Annotated in this window: 13 protein-coding genes; 5 read left to right on the top strand and 8 right to left on the bottom strand. The window is 50.0% G+C overall.

Features of this window, described 5'->3' with window-relative positions; all coding sequences use genetic code 11:
- The first annotated feature begins 52 nt into the window (after positions 1 to 52).
- Positions 53 to 835, top strand: a complete 783-nt coding sequence (locus L3556_RS03230; protein WP_277865875.1) for a YdcF family protein — start codon at positions 53 to 55, stop codon at positions 833 to 835.
- Here the strand turns inward: L3556_RS03230 and L3556_RS03225 are convergent.
- Positions 803 to 1804 carry a CHAD domain-containing protein gene (locus L3556_RS03225; RefSeq protein WP_277865874.1) on the bottom strand — a complete coding sequence of 334 codons (1002 nt, stop codon included), beginning with the start codon at positions 1802 to 1804 and terminating at the stop codon, positions 803 to 805. The two genes, L3556_RS03230 and L3556_RS03225, sit on opposite strands and share 33 nt — an antisense overlap.
- A 406-nt stretch (positions 1805 to 2210) precedes the next feature.
- Here L3556_RS03225 and L3556_RS03220 point away from each other — a divergent pair, with 406 nt between their 5' ends.
- From L3556_RS03220 to L3556_RS03210, 3 genes are all read left to right on the top strand, one after another.
- On the top strand, positions 2211 to 3500 hold the full coding sequence (locus tag L3556_RS03220; protein WP_277865873.1) for a glucose-1-phosphate adenylyltransferase: 1290 nt from the start codon (positions 2211 to 2213) through the stop codon (positions 3498 to 3500).
- Positions 3501 to 3749: 249 nt separating this feature from the next.
- The gene (locus tag L3556_RS03215) at positions 3750 to 6056 is read left to right on the top strand and encodes a ComEC/Rec2 family competence protein (RefSeq protein ID WP_277865872.1); all 2307 of its coding nucleotides are present in this window, start codon (positions 3750 to 3752) and stop codon (positions 6054 to 6056) included.
- Between the two features lie 159 nt (positions 6057 to 6215).
- Positions 6216 to 8210, top strand: coding sequence for a tetratricopeptide repeat protein (locus tag L3556_RS03210; RefSeq protein ID WP_277865871.1), 1995 nt, complete (start codon positions 6216 to 6218; stop codon positions 8208 to 8210).
- 34 nt (positions 8211 to 8244) lie between these two features.
- Here the strand turns inward: L3556_RS03210 and L3556_RS03205 are convergent, their stop codons facing one another.
- The 4 genes from L3556_RS03205 to L3556_RS03190 form a co-directional block, all read right to left on the bottom strand.
- Positions 8245 to 9384 carry a beta-ketoacyl-ACP synthase gene (locus tag L3556_RS03205; RefSeq protein WP_277865870.1) on the bottom strand — a complete coding sequence of 380 codons (1140 nt, stop codon included), beginning with the start codon at positions 9382 to 9384 and terminating at the stop codon, positions 8245 to 8247.
- Positions 9385 to 9441: 57 nt separating this feature from the next.
- On the bottom strand, positions 9442 to 10176 hold the full coding sequence (locus L3556_RS03200) for a peptidylprolyl isomerase (RefSeq protein ID WP_277865869.1): 735 nt from the start codon (positions 10174 to 10176) through the stop codon (positions 9442 to 9444).
- A 103-nt stretch (positions 10177 to 10279) separates the two neighbouring features.
- Complete coding sequence (locus tag L3556_RS03195) at positions 10280 to 10927, bottom strand: uridine kinase family protein (protein WP_277865868.1); 648 nt, start codon at positions 10925 to 10927, stop codon at positions 10280 to 10282.
- 133 nt (positions 10928 to 11060) lie between these two features.
- Positions 11061 to 11906 carry a hypothetical protein gene (locus tag L3556_RS03190; protein ID WP_277865867.1) on the bottom strand — a complete coding sequence of 282 codons (846 nt, stop codon included), beginning with the start codon at positions 11904 to 11906 and terminating at the stop codon, positions 11061 to 11063.
- A 1007-nt stretch (positions 11907 to 12913) separates the two neighbouring features.
- On the opposite strand from L3556_RS03190, the gene L3556_RS03185 reads away from it, so the two are divergent.
- Entirely contained in the window at positions 12914 to 13582 is a 669-nt protein-coding gene (locus L3556_RS03185; protein ID WP_277865866.1) for a cofactor assembly of complex C subunit B, read from the top strand.
- 53 nt (positions 13583 to 13635) lie between these two features.
- Here L3556_RS03185 and L3556_RS03180 read toward each other — a convergent pair whose 3' ends face one another.
- The 3 genes from L3556_RS03180 to L3556_RS03170 all read right to left on the bottom strand — a co-directional run bounded on the left by L3556_RS03180 (position 13636) and on the right by L3556_RS03170 (position 17424).
- Positions 13636 to 15855: a glycosyltransferase gene (locus tag L3556_RS03180; RefSeq protein WP_277865865.1), complete on the bottom strand. Its 2220-nt coding sequence runs from the start codon at positions 15853 to 15855 to the stop codon at positions 13636 to 13638.
- Positions 15856 to 15874: 19 nt separating this feature from the next.
- A complete protein-coding gene (locus L3556_RS03175; protein ID WP_277865864.1) occupies positions 15875 to 16822 on the bottom strand; it encodes an asparaginase in 948 nt (315 codons plus the stop codon).
- 119 nt (positions 16823 to 16941) lie between these two features.
- On the bottom strand, positions 16942 to 17424 hold the full coding sequence (locus tag L3556_RS03170; RefSeq protein ID WP_277865863.1) for a CGLD27 family protein: 483 nt from the start codon (positions 17422 to 17424) through the stop codon (positions 16942 to 16944).
- Between the last annotated feature and the right edge of the window lie 58 nt (positions 17425 to 17482).

Raw genomic sequence — 17482 nt, 5'->3', positions numbered from 1 at the left:
TTGACGATGGAAATCCTCCAAAAAATTCTATGGTAACTCTGGAATCCATTAAATGCTCCTGCTCTCTAAACTCCTGCCGAATCTTGTTTTACCCCTAGGCCTAACCTGCCTGCTCCTTTTCCTTGCCCTCTACGGCTTCTGGAAACACCCAAGGGGGGCGAGGATATGTCTTGCCCTCGGTTTAACAATTCTACTGTTCAGTAGTAATCAATGGGTGGCGACAATGTTGGTGAGTTCCCTAGAGTTCCAATATGCTCAGGAACCCCGTCTTCCCAGGGCTGGAGCCATTATTGTCCTAGGGGGTGGCACTAAACCCCCTCACCCTCCTCGACCCTGGATTGAAGTTGGCGAAGGGGGCGATCGCATCCTCTATGGTTCATGGCTCTATAAGCGGGGCTATGCACCCTATTTAATTGTGAGTGGTGGGCGGATTTCTTGGCTAGGGGGTGGTCAATCGGAGGCCGCGGACATGGCCGAAATTGCTAGGGAAATGGGGGTTCCGGCGGCAGCAATTCTCCAGGAGCCAGATTCCCTCAATACCCATGAAAATGCCATCAATGTGGCACAACTCATTGGGGGCAAGCATATTTCTGAGCCAGTATTGCTCGTCACCTCTGCCCTGCATATGCCCCGCGCCCTGGCTATTTTCCGTCACCAAGGCATCAAGGTTATTCCTGCTCCTACGGATTTTCATATCACCTTTGCGGACTATCCCCAGCGTCTGGAGACTATTTTGCTTGACCTGCTGCCAAGTAGCCAATCCCTGTCCCTGACCACATTGGCCCTACGGGAATATATGGGTCTAGGGGTTTATTGGCTGCGGGGTTGGCTCTAGGGTAGCGTGGCCATTGGTAGACACTACGATTTGTTCGGGATCCTGTAGGAATAATTGCCGGAGTTGGTGGCGACGACTCGGATGCAAATAGTCTGCCTGCACCCCTCGCCAATCCTGCCACTGTTGGGTTTGCTGCTGTTCAATTAACTGGGCTAGAACCGGTGAAGCCTTAGTCAGATTTAGACCCAATTGCTTCATAAAAAACGTATTGAGAACCACCCCATCATGGAGATTACCCAAGAGATCCTGGAGTTGGGAAAACTCTGTCACCTGTTCAGCATAATTAGGGCTATACAGAGGGGTAAACAATTCCATCTGGTAACGCACGCGCTTAATTTGTTTGCGGAGTTCGTGGAGGAGATCACCACAATGGTTGAGTAAGGGGGAAATGTTCTTCTTCTCTGGCAAAATGTAGTCTTCTCCCTGCCAGGCAACTTCCACCTGCCAACCCGAGTGAAGCAGTAGTTGACCAATGAGGGGTAACAATAAATCGGGGGCGATCGCCGCTACGGGCATGGTGGCCAAGGGTTGATATAGGGGTTGGGCTAACCACTCCTGTAATCCCTGTTGTAGTTTGCGGTAGCGATCGCCCCGGAGCAGTTGCAGGGACTTGTGCAGATGTTCTTCCCGTTGCTTATCCAGTTTTTTGATTAACTTTGCAAGTTGTTGTTGCTCGGCCTTGGGCAGGTGGGGGTAATAGTGATCCTTTAATTCCGCTGTCATCACATCTAAATCACGCACGGGACTCAGACAACCGGCCACATCCCGCACCCGTTTTGGGGTTACGCCTTTGGGTAGAGTCAAGGCCGGCGCAAACACTTCTAGGGCTGTCCGTAATCGCCGTAGACCCACGCGCATTTGATGAATGGCTTCCGGATCGCGATCGCGGATCACCCCCGGCTCATACTTACTAATTTTCCGTAAATATTTGGATAGGGCCTCGTAGGCAAAATGTCCTAAAGTAGCCATGATCGATAACAACTCCCAATAATGCACAATCCCCCGACAGGGACAAAAGCGGCGAAAGCGGACAAGGAATAATTCGGACTAAACGGAACGGATAGAGGCCCAAGCCTAATTCAGAGCCTAATTAAGCTTAGGGACGGCAAGATGTTCAGAAAATTGATACGAAATTGAGACGAAAAATTATTACAGTGAAAGTTGATGATCGCCAGTGAAGAAAAGAATTCGGAATTTAAGCTCCTTATCTTAATGATACCTTAACCGCCCAGGGGAACGTTTGGCAATCCCTAGCTGTGCCGAGGTTAGATTAGCCAAGTCAAAAATAAATTTCAGCAGTGATAGGGCCATAACAGTGGTGAAGGGCCAAGGTCAGCTTAAACTGGGTGAAGTGGCAGTTTGCATGGAGGCCTTGATGAAGAAAGTCCTGGCTATTATTTTGGGTGGCGGAGCGGGAACGCGACTATATCCCTTGACCAAACGCCGGGCGAAGCCCGCTGTACCCCTGGCTGGTAAATATCGGCTGATTGATATCCCTGTGAGTAACTGCATCAACTCCGAGTTGACGAATATTTATGTTTTGACCCAGTTCAATTCCGCATCCCTCAACCGCCACATTGCCCGCACCTACGCTTTTTCGGGTTTGACCGGCGGTTTTGTCGAAGTTTTGGCGGCCCAACAAACCCCGGAAAATCCCAATTGGTTCCAAGGAACGGCTGATGCGGTGCGTCAATACCTCTGGATGCTCTCCGATTGGGACGTGGAACAGTTTGTGATCCTATCGGGGGATCACCTCTACCGCATGGATTATCGCCTTTTTGTCCAACGACACCGTGATACCAACGCCGATATTACCCTTTCGGTGATTCCGGTGGATGAGCAGTCAGCAACGGGGTTTGGCCTGATTAAAATTGACGATTCAGGCAAAGTAATTGATTTCCAAGAAAAACCCCAGGGGGATGCCCTGAAAGCCATGCAGGTGGATACGACTCGGTTTGGTCTATCGGCAGAAGAAGCCCACCGCAAGCCCTATACCGCCTCCATGGGCATCTATGTCTTTAATCGCCAAGTTTTGATTGATTTACTCCAGCAGATGGATGAAGCCACGGACTTTGGCAAGGAAATCATTCCAGCGGCGGCCCGTACCCACCATGTGCAAACCTATGTGTTTAATAGCTATTGGGAAGATATTGGTACCATTGGTTCCTTCTATGATGCCAATTTAGCCTTGACCCAGCAGCCCCTGCCTCCCTTTAGTTTTTACGATGAAGAGGCTCCCATCTACACCCGTCCCCGCTATTTGCCCCCTACCAAGCTCCTCTCCTGCAATATTACTGAGTCGATTGTCAGTGAAGGCTGTATCTTAAAAGAATGTCAAATTCATCATTCCGTTCTTGGGGTGCGATCGCGGGTGGAATCGGGCTGTGTGATTGATCATTCCCTTTTGATGGGATCGGACTTTTATCAACCCCTCTCGGAACGGGCCGTGATGGCAGACGAGAAGAAAATTCCCATTGGCATTGGCTCCAATAGCATTATTCGCCGGGCGATCGTCGATAAAAATGCCTGCATTGGTCGAGATGTGAAAATCATCAATAAGGATCGGGTGGAAGAATCCAACCGGGAAGAGCAGGGTTTCTATATTCGTAGTGGTATTGTCGTTGTCCTCAAAAATGCCCTTATTCCCGATGGCACCGTTATCTAGACAGCCCAGGAATTGCTTATTCCCCCAGCCCTAAGGAGTACGGTATTCCCCATCCAAGGGTTAGGCAACATCCATTAGACAAAGACAACTCAATGTAATCTAGCTAACCCAGATATTCCGCCATTCTGTGGTTGAATACAGGGCAAATAACCTCTATGCTCGGCTGCCATAGCCTGGGCTTAGTTCGTTATAGAGAGCATTACATATTTTCTGGACGAGGGCGGTCAAACGGACCGTTAAGCCTAACCAATGTTTGTCTTTACCATTGACTTAATTCTCTACGGTTTAGCGTTCATCATTGGCTTACTGGTGGCTCCCATGGCTGGGGTCGGAGTCGCGGTGATCTTTTTGGGACTGATGCTTGCTCTACTGCGTTGGCAGCGGTGGGGATTTCCCAAATTTTGGCAACGGCTGCCACCCCCCCAAACCTGGTTAATTGCCACAGCAGTTGCTCTATTGGCTATGGGCTACCTATGGCTACGCACACCCCAACCCAGTGCAACAGATATTAGTCGGGTAGTGACTCGCCTAGAGGCCCTCGATGCCGTGCCCACCGTCCAAGTGGAAGGCAAAATTGAAACCTTTCCCCTACCCAATCGGGCGGGGCGGTTGCGCTTTTTTATGTCCGTGGATCGCTATGAGCAATTAACGGAGGATGGGGCACCTGGGGCCCTATCGGGACGGGCGACGGGACAACTCTACATTACCGTTCCCGCGGAAGAAGGGGCCAGTCTTCACCCCAGTCAGCGTATTGCCATGAGTGGTTTTCTCTATCAACCTAGGGGCGGCGGCACGGCTTTTTATCGTGCCTTTAATTTTCAACGCTATCTGCAACGGGAAGGGGTCTTTGCCGGGTTGGCGGGCCGGCAAGTGCGGATTTTAGATGAGGGTTCCCCCTGGGGGCTGTGGGCCCTGCGGCAACGCATCTATCAGGCGCAAGTGGATGGGTTAGGGGAAACGGCCGGCCCCGTAGTGAGTGCCATGGTCTTAGGGGGGCGGGCCGTAGCCATTCCCTTTGATATTCGGGATGCCTTTCGCCGGGTGGGTCTCTCCCATGCCATTGCGGCATCAGGCTTCCATACCTCTGTGATTTTGGGGGTGGTGATGTTTTTAGCCCGGCCCCTGAAGGAACGCTGGCGGCTTGCGTTGGGAGGTGGCTGTTTAATTTTATTTGCCTGTTTGAGTGGTTTTGCCCCTTCAGCAATTCGGGCGGTGTTGATGGGGATTGCCGGACTATTGGCTCTTTCAGGGGGCAGTGATAAACTCAAAGCCTTGCCCCTACTTCTGGCGATCGCCGTGGGGATGTTAATTGTCAATCCCCTGTGGATTGAGGATCTGGGTTTTCAGTTAAGTTTTTTGGCCACGGCGGGTCTCATTATTAGTGCCAATCCCATTGCCAAACGATTTGATTTTTTACCGGCGGTGGTGGCAAACCTGATAGCCATTCCCCTGGCAGCAACAATTTGGCTTTTTCCCCTGTCCTTGGCGATTTTTGGTATTTTTCCGGTTTACGGCATTATCGCCAATGTCAGCACTACCTTTATTCTTTCCGTCATCACCATGGGCGGTTTTATCAGTGCCCTAGGAGCGGTTATTTGGCCGGTTCTTGGCTCCGGGATTGCCTGGCTCTTGTATTACCCAACCTTGATTTTGCTCTGGATGGCCGAGTTCTTTGGCCGTTTACCGGGGGCCGTCATTGCCTTTGGGGCCTTGGGCTGGACTCAGGTATTTTTTCTCTATGGCTTGATTTTACTGGTTTGGCTCCATCCCTGGTGGAAACGCCGCTGGTTGGTTGCCATGGGGGTGGGTATTGGTGCCGTGTTGGTTCCCTTTTTGATTTTGCAAACGACAACGTTTCGCGTCACGATCTTGGATAATCATCGTGTCCCGATTATGGTGATCCAGCAGCCGGAAGGAACCGTTATCATCAATAGTGGCGATCGCACCAGTGCCGGTCAATCCGTTGGCTCCTTTTTGGCCCTCCAGGGCATTAATAGTATTGATTGGGCCATTGCCAGCGATCGCCGCAGTCGCAGTCAAGGGGGCTGGGCCGAACTCCACAAAACCACTCCCATTCGCCGCTATACGGATGTTCCTGCCGCCAACAGTGATGACGAGTACCGAGATATGCTCGCGGATCTCCAGATAGAAGCAAACCCCCTTCGCCTAGATCAAGAACTACGCCTTGGGGATGTGGAAATGAAACTGCTGCGGGCGGATCCAGCGGTGATTCAATTCAATATCCGTGATAAAAAGTGGCTTTTGGTGACGGAGCCACCCCGTTCCCTAGGTCAGGCCACCTGGCTAGAATCGGCCCGTTTGCCGAACCCGGATGTGCTTTGGTGGTGGGGACAAACCTTTGATCCCAAGCTGGTGGATTTGATTCAACCCCGCGCCCTCATTTTAAGTAGCCAAAGTTTGGATCAAACTACAGTGGATGATCTCCAGGAAAAAAATATTCCCATCTACTGGACTGGCCGGGATGGAGCTATTCGCTGGACTCCCGAAGGACAAATAGTGGGCAATCAAGAAACTGGATCAGAGGGAGGTTTCTGAATGCGCCACAGGTCTTTAGACTTATACTAATACTTGGAGTAGAATACCCCAAGCCCTAATCCAAGGAACCCCTTAGGGTTTTGGTACGAGGAGACAAGCTCAGTAATGAAAGCCAATAAATCCCTTATAGGGTGGTTCTGGCGTTCCAAGGAAAGGCCTGTGCCTCCGCCCATTGCCGAGAGTGAGCAGGGTGGTGGTTCCCAGGTGCAAATTTTAGACGAGCAAGAGTCTTCCCCGCCCTCCGACCCTTCTCCTAATTCGCCTAATAAGATTTGGCAGCAGGCGTGGCAAAGTTTTACTCAGAAATTTGCTCAAAAAGTCTATAGCTACCATGGTTGGCCTTGGCTGATTCCCTTGCTGATCTCTGGGACAACCGCTGTTGGGGCCACCTTTTGGATGCTGTTGCTTCCCCCGGCCCCCAACTGCCAAAATCTTTCGTCCTTTATTGCCTCCGACAGCGATCGCCTCTACTGTGCGGATATGGCTGCCCGGAAGGGAAATATTGCTTCCCTCGCCAATGCCCTAGAAATTGTCAGCCAATGGCCTGAGGATCACCCCCTCTATCTCCAAGCCCATCGCCGCGCCGAAGAATGGTCTTTAGCGATTATGGTGATTGCGCGCCAACAAATGGAGCAGGGGAACCCGGATCGGGCCGGAGAACTCTTGAAAAAAATCCCTGCCTCCACCCAGGCCTACGAACAAGCCCAAGTATTGCTTACCACTTGGACAACTGATGAAGGAAATTCCCTGATCCAGGCAGCACAGGAGGCCCTGCGGTACCAAGACTGGGGAACAGCCCTTCTCCAGGCGCGTTTAATGGCTCAATTGGGGAGTGACTACTGGAAGGCGGAATCCCAAAAATTAATGACCCAAATTAGTAAGGAGCAGGATGCCTGGGTGCAGCTTGCCCAAGCTCGGGATTTAGCCTCATGGTTAACCGCTGATCAAATGGCAGAAGCGGTGATGATCGCCCTGGCTATTCCCGAAAACTCATTTCTTTACGAAAAAGCCCAGGCAGAGGCTCAATCCTGGATTCCAGAGGTCTTCATTTTTGCTGAGGAGCGGTACGCAGCGGGGGACATTAACGGGGCCCTAGCCCTGATTGAGAAAATTGCCCCAGGTGTGACCGACGATCGCCAGCAGGATTTTCTTTTTGTCATGGGTAAAGCCCAGGGATTGGCAACCCAAGGAACCTTACTGGCCTACTGGAATGCCATTGGTCGGGTTGAGCAAATTCCTCCCGAACACATTCTCTATACCCTCGCCCAAGAAAACAGGAAACAATGGCAAGAAGAAGCTAAAAATCTAGCCCAGATTGAATTAGCTCAATGGTTTGTCGGTAGCCAACAATTACTGGGGTATCAGATTGCCATTGATCAAGCATCCTTGGTTCCCCTCGGTCGAGCCTATCGCCCTGAGGCCCAAGCCCTTGTGGCCCAATGGAATCGGCAGGTGGCCACCCTTCAGGATCAACCCTTACTGAATGCGGCGATCGCCCTGGCAGAGGAGGCTAAATATGAGGAGGCGATCCAGGTTGCCCAATACCTCAGTACGGATACGGCCCTTTATCCCCTGGCCCAAGCTCGAATTAAAACCTGGCAGCAGGAATGGGAAAAGGTGACGGATCAGCCCATTCTGGATCAAGCCATTGCCCTAGCGGAGTCTGGTAAATACAATGATGCCATTGAAACCGCCGAACAAATTGGTCGTGATCGCTCTCTCTATACTGAGGCCCGTCGCCAGATTCGCCAATGGACAAACCAGCGCAATGCGGCCCTAGCGCGGGAACGGCGGCAAAATCAACCCTCCAGTCCTTCCTGGTGGGATCGACCAGCGACAACCCAAGCCCCAGCCTCCACCCCAACGCCAGAAGCGGTTTCCAGTCCTGAACCGAGGCAAGAATCTCCCCAACCCACCCGTTCCCCTAGGGCCGAATCGCCTTCCCCTAGTCCCTCCCCGGTAGATTCGCCGCCCCCCTCTCCCCAGCCAACAACCCCGCCATCTCCAGAGGCACCGCCATCTCCGGAGGCAGAAGCTCCACCGCCTCCACCCCCAGTAGAGGTTGCCCCCCCACCGCCCCCTGAACCCCCCCGGGCCCCCGTTGAACCTCCACCCGCTGCACCACCAGTAGAGGTTTCCCCTTCTGAGCCATAAAAGTTTGCTGTTTGATTTTGGTACTTTGAGATATTTATTGAGAGAAGATAACAGCAGCATTTTGGCCACCAAAGCCATAGCTACAGCAAAGAATAGTTTCAACGTTGGTAGATCGGGGTGTAAGAACAATGTCTATGTCAAACTCAGGGTCGTGGCAGCCAACACAGGGGGGGATAATCTGATCCCGCAGGGAGAGGCATGAAAATGCTGCGCTAATTGCCCCGGACGCTCCCAGAGTATGACCGATCGCCCCCTTATGGCTGGTAACGGGGATACCATTTCCGAATAGGTGCTGAATCCAGGCCGCTTCACTTCGATCGTTTAGGATTGTACCGGTGCCGTGGGCATGGATATAACTGATCTGGTGGGGCTGTAGTCCTGCTTGGGCTAAACTTTTTTGAACCGCGGCGATCGCCCCCCCTTGGTTGGAGCTAGGAGCAGCTAATTGGTCAGCATCGGCACTTAAACCCACCCCTAAAACCCGGCCATAGATTTTTGCTCCCCGTTTTTCTGCCATTTCCCTTGATTCTAGGATCAGTAGGGCCCCACCCTCCGCCAAGCCCAATCCCTGACGTTGACGATCAAAGGGAGCTACCCGCGTTTGCGCTGGAACTCCCATCCGCGCAAAACCCGCTAAGGTGAGGGGCGTAATCGGTTTTTCCACAGCCCCAGCAATGACCCGTTCACACTGGCCCGATTCCAGTAATAAACAGCCCAAGGCGATCGCCCACAGACCCGTTGCACAGGCTGCCGTTGGATTTAGAACCGGGCCGCAACTCTGAGCGAAACAGGCCACGTCCCTGGACACCGTTCCGGGTAAGTAATTTAACCAGTCCGATAGATCGCTGGTTTGAGGCCCGTTCAACGCTTCCCGTAACCAGGCCTCCCATTGGCATTGATGGCTGCGACTTGAACCCACAACCACTCCCGTATTCTCTAAACCGGGACTCAAATTTCCATCCCTTAAACTTTCCAGGACGAGAACTTGGAGTAATTCCCCTAAACTCAGGCGTTGATTCAGGCGGCCGAGGAGTTGGGCGGGTAATTCCGGAAAGGGTTGCTGGAACCTGAGACCACATTCACCGCTATGGTAGGCTGACCAGCTTGTAACGGCATCCCAGCCTAGGGCCGTCGAAAGACCCAGGCCAGTAATCACCACATCCAAAGGACTCATGGCAATTTCTTTTAGCTTGTTAGGGAGCAGAAAACCTTAAAGAAGGGAAATAAGGGGCTACTTTTGTAAGTTTTCCAGGCCAGCAGTCACTTCCGCCGATTGGATGCGATCGCCCTGTTGAATATCGTCCACTACGTCCATCCCCTCGGAGACAACGCCAAATACAGCATAGTCACCATCTAGAAAATCCAGTTGACTTAGGGCAATATAAAACTGCGCTGATGCTGAATCGGGCATCTGCGATCGCGCCATGGCAACGGCACCCCGCTGATGGGTGAGTTCCGGGGATTTAACCTTTCCCGCTTGACTATAGACGGGTTCACTTCCCCCCTTGGGTAAAATTTCGAGGGGAATGTAACGGGGGCTACCGGTTTCTGGATTGACAAATGATCCGGTTCCTAGGCGAGCAACGGGGAAAGAAGGGTCTTTACCTTGGGGGTCTCCCCCTTGCACCACAAAGGGAGACGGGCTTTTAACAACGCGGTGAAAAACGGTGCCGTCATATACGCCGCGCTCGACTAAATCCACAAAATTTCCGGCAGTGACAGGGGCAGCGTTACCATTCACTTGGATGGTAATTGGACGATCATTGACAGTTAAAACAACAGTAGCCTCTCCATTGAGGCGCGGTAAATTAGCCATAGGGGTTGGGCTTTGTGCTCCCGGTACAGAACTGGTGTCAGCTACAGAATCATCTGCGATAGAATCCAACGGGTTACAGGCAATCAATGTCACACTGGCGATCGCCAGCACAATGCCAACCAGTATTCGTCTAAACAGTCGTGGGGCCATGATTAAGTTTCCTAGCCAACAGCCTCTATCATCCCCCATTGTGGTCAACTCTATCAAATTGGGTGTAGCGTTTTCACTTCCAGGCGAAGGGTGATACCCAAGCTCAAGTTGCACATCCTAGCCTCGGATCGTTATTAATCATGGCTATCGCCGCTGCCTTAGGCTGGTCGCGGTCGAAGTGAATGTCTTGGGCTGGAAAATAGATGGTCTGATAGGCATTGATAGTCTCATCTGGCGGCAAACTTTCTTGTGAGCGTGCAATTGCCCGCTCTAATGCCGTTTCAAAACTACACTCAACCCAAAGTGAAAGGTCATAGTATGAATGAAATTCCTGTTTCAACAGATAGATGCCTTCCAGCAAAATGACATCTATTTCCTCAAAATTATAGATGTGCTTTCGATACTCCGTGGCAGTTTCCTCCGCATAATTTGCTTCAATACAAATTGATCGGCGATCGCGTAATGGAAAGACTAGTTGGGCAAATAACTCATCAAAGCGAAGGGCATGACGATAAAAATGCTCGGCTGGGTTAGTCTGACTAAAACGCTTTTTAGGTAGGTTCAGCCATCCATCAATATTGATATTGGCTATCCGTAGATGTTGTTGCAAAAGCATCGCTGCAATTTTTCCTGAAATGTAGCCCTTTCCAGAACCATCAATTCCTGAAATTGCCACTAGCATAGCCTGCTGATCTGGCATTAATGCACGCTTAGCGATAAGCATTTCAACCGCATCATTAATTTCAATCATGTTACAGGGCTAATTTCTTATCCAAAGAATAGTTAGGGCACACTTGGTATGAACAGCTTTGTCACTGTAGCGAAAGAAACCAAAAGAAAAGACGACAGTAGAGATAAATAGGAACTGGGTTGGAATGACAAAATCAGTTTTCATAGCTAATGTGTGTTAGCCTTATATACGGGGACCAAAATACTGAGCTTTCATTGCTTTGAAGCCATAGACGAATTATTGATTCTGTCGGAATGTTTTTGACGTAGCCATTCAGCCAAAGCTCATATCGAAAAGTCCCATCACGCTCGATAGAAACCATATCTTGAAATTTCTCTACTGAAATTTTCCGATTTACACTCTGTGTTTCAAGAACTCGAGGATCATTCCAAAGACCTCTGTCACGCATCTCCTGATTAATGTCTGGTATCTGCAATATATATTTTTCTAAAAATTCAATTTTACGTGCCGGTGGGCTACCCATAGCCTGCATTACATGAGCAACACTACATATCTCGATGCCAAGACCTGTGATGATTATATCTGTCCCGGTCTTATTTTGAAATAAGATATCAAAAACTGGATCTAAACCAGCAGAATTATAATTTGAAAAGTAATACTTAGGTCTCTGAATAAAAGGGGTAGATCGAGACGCTAGCTTATAAAACCAAGCTTTGACTCTAAAAAACCATTTACTGAATTTTTGACCAAGTGAAGGGGGATGCAAATATCTTGGATAATAGTTTCCTGGAATACACAGAGTGTTTTGCCCCTTAGAATCACACGATTTCCAACCATCGGAAGATGAAGGGCTGGGGGATATAGTAAAATTACTCCCTGATGTTGTAAATTGCTGTACACGCCATAGCCATCCAAAAATTTGACCAAATGTTTGAATAACTACAATTACGCTTACGATAATCCCAGCCAAGGACGAAATACTTTGTAAATCGTGCTGTTTGAAAAACCATGAGATGCCACTCTTCAGATAATCAAACATAGTTTATGTGTGGAATAGTAGAAATTCATTGCGATGCGTCATGCTTGATCTATTCTGCTAGATTTTAACCATTGATTTAGACGACAGTTTGCATTCCAATCTACTTAGACATACACACTATTAAACTTACTGTAAAATATGGATGTAACCATGATAATACTACAACAATCGCAATGTCAAGAATAGATAAACATTTAATATGTAAATATGAACGATCGCAGTGTAAGCTTTGCTGAATAGGGTTTTCAGTATTACAGGCAAGAGGGTGTTCTAGCACAACTATTTTTGAGCCTTTTTATACTGTGATGAATGATTAAATCCGTTGATGGGTATGAATTTTCTCAAGGAGACGGAATGGCTGTTATCTCGTTCGACTCAGCATCCACAGGGGTTTGCCCTAAAACAAGTCGGTGCTCTGTAGACCAAGCACTCACTATCGAGCGGCTTGAGACGATGCCCTCGGTCATAGGAGCCTCTAGTTGGCTCGGATCAAGTTGATGAGCACAGCGCCCTTCTACTCTAGGATCATCAATGTTGCCAAAATGTTGATGAATGGATGAGGAAAGCCATGCAGAATCAGACATGAGGTTAAGGGGGGAGAGGTTGATGCCATTCTCCTAATAGATAAGACGATGACTTTAACTGGTCACCGATGCTCTGCTTAGTTTTTGGCAAAAATAAAACATCTGACCTATTGTCAAGTACAACTGATACAAATTTGATGCGTTTACCCTGTTTAGTTACCGAATTTACCCAAAGTCTGAGCAAAAATAGCTTTTGCGGCAAACACTGAACTGTGTCGGCTTTTAGGTAGAAAAATTGTTGAGCGGTTGCCGCAGAAAACTCGTAGATTCGTTGAATTGTGTGTAAGCAATAGAAAGAAACAGAAAGTCTAAGTCGTGAGATTTAGAATCCTCACCCTTTAGGGCGGTGGAGTATGTCAAGAGGATTTTCTACCATTTCTACGAATTGCCCAATAGTTAGGTGTTGTGTATGGTCTATTACCGATGAATGATCCAAATCGTTTTTTGCGCCTGCTCCCTTTAGTTACAGGAGGGCTGGGGGGCATCTTACTTTTGGTCAACCGCTTGGGAACAGCCAACTTAACCGAATCCCAGGCGAGGGGAGATGTGGTAGGGGTTATTCTAGCCGCTTTTTTAGTATTGACAGGACTGATTTGGCAGCAGGTTCAACCGCGATCGCCGGAAGTGGTGCAACTGATCGGTTCTGAAGGGTTTGAGTTTGGGCCAGATTTAAGGGAGTCGGTCAAAATCGAGTTGGCTTGGGCTTCCCATACTCTATTAACAAATACTGCCACCCGATCGCTGGTGGTATGGTACCAAGGCCAAGTCCTTTTACGGCGAGGTATTTTGTCCCCCAAAACCCTAACGAAAGTGGGGCCCATTCTTGAACGGGTGCTATCAACCCAGAAACCCGTTTATTTAGTCAAGCTCGACCTTTATCCTGGACGCGTTGAATTTGATTATTTACCGGAAAATACCCAAGGGGTAATCTGCCAGCCCATTGGCCGGGAAGGAGTCCTCATTTTAGGAGCCAATGCACCCCGTAGCTATACTCGTCAAGATGAACGCTGGGTCGCGGCGATCGCTGCCAAATTGGGCCAAACCCTAGACCCAGACAGTCCCGCCCCCGTGGTGTCAAACATTATGCCGTGACAGGCGCAGAAGATATGGGGACACAGGCGATGCCAAGGGCAACTCCCAAATCCTTAGCGACTTTCCGCTAGGGGATGGAGCCGTAGCACTGATTGGAACATGGCCCAGGCGGTTTTAAGTTCCGGCACTTTCATGTCGTCCCATTGGCCTGGCTCACAGTAGAGATAGGGAATTAAACGCCGCTGCTCTGCCAAGGATAACTGGGGGAAGCTCACCCGAACTTCGGCGGTTTGGGTGGACTCATCTTCTTTGAGGGACTCTAATTTTTGGCGGGCGTGCCAGCGCAGTTCGGCTTTTAGGGGTAAGTTGGTCAGGGAACTGGGGGGGAGGAGGCGAAATTTCCCCTGGAAGGTGGCATTGACATCCCCTGGGGCGATCGCCTCGGTGGAATCTTCGCCATCATAGCGATCCAAGAGAATCCGCGCCCCCTCTTCCGACATATCCACGGTATAGCCCCGAAATCGTCCCTGACCAATTTGCAATTCACAGGCTTCCCGCCGTAAAAACCGAGTATGTCGCCGCTGGGGGACATCGATCGCTACTAGCATACAAATTAAAAGCAGAGATAGATTGTAAACTGACCACACCAAGTTCACCGCCAAACTATCTGGATTAACAATGGTTGTTTGAATACTCACCGTGCGGTAGATAATTCCGACAATGGATAAGACCATCACCACCATTAAGGGGCGAATCAGGGGCCAGTTAATCGTAATGTTGCTAGAGTCAATATCCCCCTTAGGGGTAACTTTGAAGGGCTTGGCCCCTGGACTGACCAGGGTGACAAAAATCGTCATGGCCATGGGTACACATAAAATCGTTTCATATACATCGGACCAAAAGGCCGATCGCCGCCCCTCCGTTAACCAGGAGAAGGCCATAATATTCGCCAGATAGTAGGGCAAATAAAAATAGAGAATTTCGTTAATCGTCGCCCGTAGGGGAGCCAACCCAAACAGGAGAAAGGCCAAGGGCATCACTAAAAAAATGACCCGAGGTAGGGCTAAAAACCAATAGACAATACTCAGGCAATGGGATGCCCGCTCCCACCAATGGAGATTGGGAACCGTAAGAAAATTTGCCTTAGAGAACAGGGATTGCAGGGTTCCCTGGCCCCAACGCAGTCGTTGATTAATATAGGCACTAATGGTTTCCGGTGACATCCCCGCCGCTAGGGCTTCATTCAAATATTTGACTCGATAGCCCCTAGATTGCATTTGGATCGAGGTGAAATAATCTTCGGTGATACTTTCCGTGGGAATCCCGCCAATTTCATCTAGGGCCGATCGCCGGATCAGGAAGCAGGTTCCACAACAAACGACGGAGTTAAAAAAGTCCCGACTCGGTTGAATGTAGCGGAAAAAGAGGGTTTGCTCGTTATTGAGAATCCCTTCTAGACCGAGATTGACGGCAATGGGGTCTTCATTAAAAAAGTGTTGGGGGGTTTGCAGGAGGGCCGTATTTTCATCCTGGAAAAAGCCCACAGTTCGGGTTAAAAAGTGGCGACTGGGTACAAAATCCGCATCAAAGACAACCATAATTTCCCCGTTCATGGAGGGAAGGGCATGGTTAATATTTCCCGCCTTGGCATGACGGTTATCCGGGCGATCGCGGTATTCACAGCCCAATTCCGCCGCTAGGGCCCGCACCGCCGGCCGCCGAGTATCATCCAATAGGTAAATGGTTTTATTAGCGTACTCCATCGCCTGGCAACCAATCACCGACCGTCGCAAAATATCCACCCCTTCGTTATAGGTGGGAATGACCACATCCACCGTCGGTTGGTAGGTTCCACTGATCACATCCTGGCTGAGGCGATCGGCTTCGGGGCTACGGTCAATGGAAAAAATCGTGTGAACAAAAAACGTGACCGTATTCACGACGGTGAGAAGTTCCGCCAAAAATAAAATGACCGACAACGTGCCATTGAGGGGATCATCTAAATTGAGGCTGCCAAAAAAACGCCACAGTTCGTAGCGAATTCCCAATAGGGCAATCCCCATACTGACAATGATCCGGGTCCAAAAGGTCGGGCGCGGGGAAATTTCTTTTAGAAAAAAGGTAACGGCAACCCAAATAAAGGCAGGTAATAGGAGAACTTCTAGGGTGTTGCCTTGGGGCCGAAACATCGCCTGACCACTGTGCCAGAAACCCAGCAAATTGGGTAGAGTATTGCGCCAATCCACTTGGGCTAACAACGCAATGATGAATGCCAGAACTCCTAAGAATAGAAGTTGGCGATCGCCCCGATTCACCCATCGCTGAATATTCATAGAACAGAACGATTCCTATTCAAGAAAAAGCCAATTCACCAATCACATCTAAGCGGGTAAAACGATTCGGGTTGAAAAATGTTTCGTCCAAGGCTTCGGCGATCGCCGGCGTAATCCAGCCCAATTGCTTCAGTAAATGAATACCGACCGCATACTTTGCCCGTTTCGACCCATCACTAACCTTGATCGCCAGGCCCAGACCTTCCCCCACCCGGCCAATACATTGCACCCCTTCCGCCCCAGTCTTGCTAATAATTTCTCCCTCCGTCAACCGCATCACCTCCGTATCAAACTCCCCTTCCCCAGACACTAAAAGAGGATGGTGGGTCATGGCCCGTACCACCCGCTCCATAGCCCAATCATTCCCGGAGGCTAGCTGTCCGTAAAGGGTCGCCATCTGCACCAATTGCATAAAGTAGGTGGGCGCGCCACAGTCATCGTGGGCATAGATAAACTCAGCCGCAGGCATACGCAGGAGTTCAGCCACTTTCCCTAAAATGAGGGCTTGGACGGGGTGATTTCGCTGGAGATAGGTTCCTAGGGGCCAATTACGCTGTTGGCAGACCGCTAACATTCCAGCGTGTTTCCCCGAGCAATTATGCTCTAGGGGCCCCTGTCCCCCCTTAGGAATGGGACATTGCAAGGCGGTGGGATCAACGTCAGCGTGCCAAAGAATATTAAACACCTGGCGCACCTGATCAATGGCCCCACGATGGGAACTACAGATCACCGCTAGATCGCGATCGTTGAGATTAAATCGTTCTAGGGTTCCCGATGAGGTGACCGCTAGGGCCTGGAAGGGCTTGAGAGACGAGCGAATAAAGGCAGCGGTTTCCGCATTACCCGCCAAGGAGAGGATGCGGCCCCGATCATCACAGACAACCGCATGGACATGGTGAATTGATTCAATGATCCCCTCCCGCAGGAGACGAACTTCTAAATCAGCAGCTTGGGTACGTTTTGACATAGCAGGTGTTTAATTTAGCCCCTAGGGGTAACGATCTTGAGTTCAATAGATATGGGTGATGGGTTCATTGGATAGATATGATAGGTAAGTTGACCTGAACTTGTTTGGTAAGTTTTTGGTTACTGTGCCAGCCATAGAGCAATGATCAGCATAGAGCTAGCGATCACTCCCCCCAGGGTGAGACGCAAACGGTACAAAATGGGCCGCAGTTCATACTGGACAATCAAGCGATCCTGGTCGAGTTCCGCCGCAGGCTTGATCCATTCCTGACCATCGTACCAGCCAGTTTCTTCATAGATCACTGTGGGTCGTTGCAGGCGATCGCCCACATAGCCCCAGCCCAGCACCAGCCGCAACAGGACTAAACCCACCGCCAGATTACTCCCTAGAATCCCACCAAGGGCAAAATTCATGGGATATTCTTGGGGATCAAAACTGCCTGCTGCTACCGGCCCCGACACCAACCAAGCTAAACTCCAAAGCAGGATCAATCGCCTGGTATAAACCTTGGCAGATCCAGTAGACCAGCCAAAAAACCAGGAGTCCTTAAGAACTCGATATTCATTAAGGGGCCGCTGTTCCGCCGGAACCGGGCAAAGCATTTGGGACACAATTAATGATACGCAGGTTAAACTCTTTCCAGCATACCAGGCCAGCCTT

Origin of the sequence: Candidatus Synechococcus calcipolaris G9 (genome assembly GCF_029582805.1) — a bacterium.
Taxonomy (GTDB): domain Bacteria; phylum Cyanobacteriota; class Cyanobacteriia; order Thermosynechococcales; family Thermosynechococcaceae; genus Synechococcus_F; species Synechococcus_F calcipolaris.
Note: the sequence above shows the minus strand (reverse complement) of the source record. Positions and strands in the feature narration are given on the sequence as shown.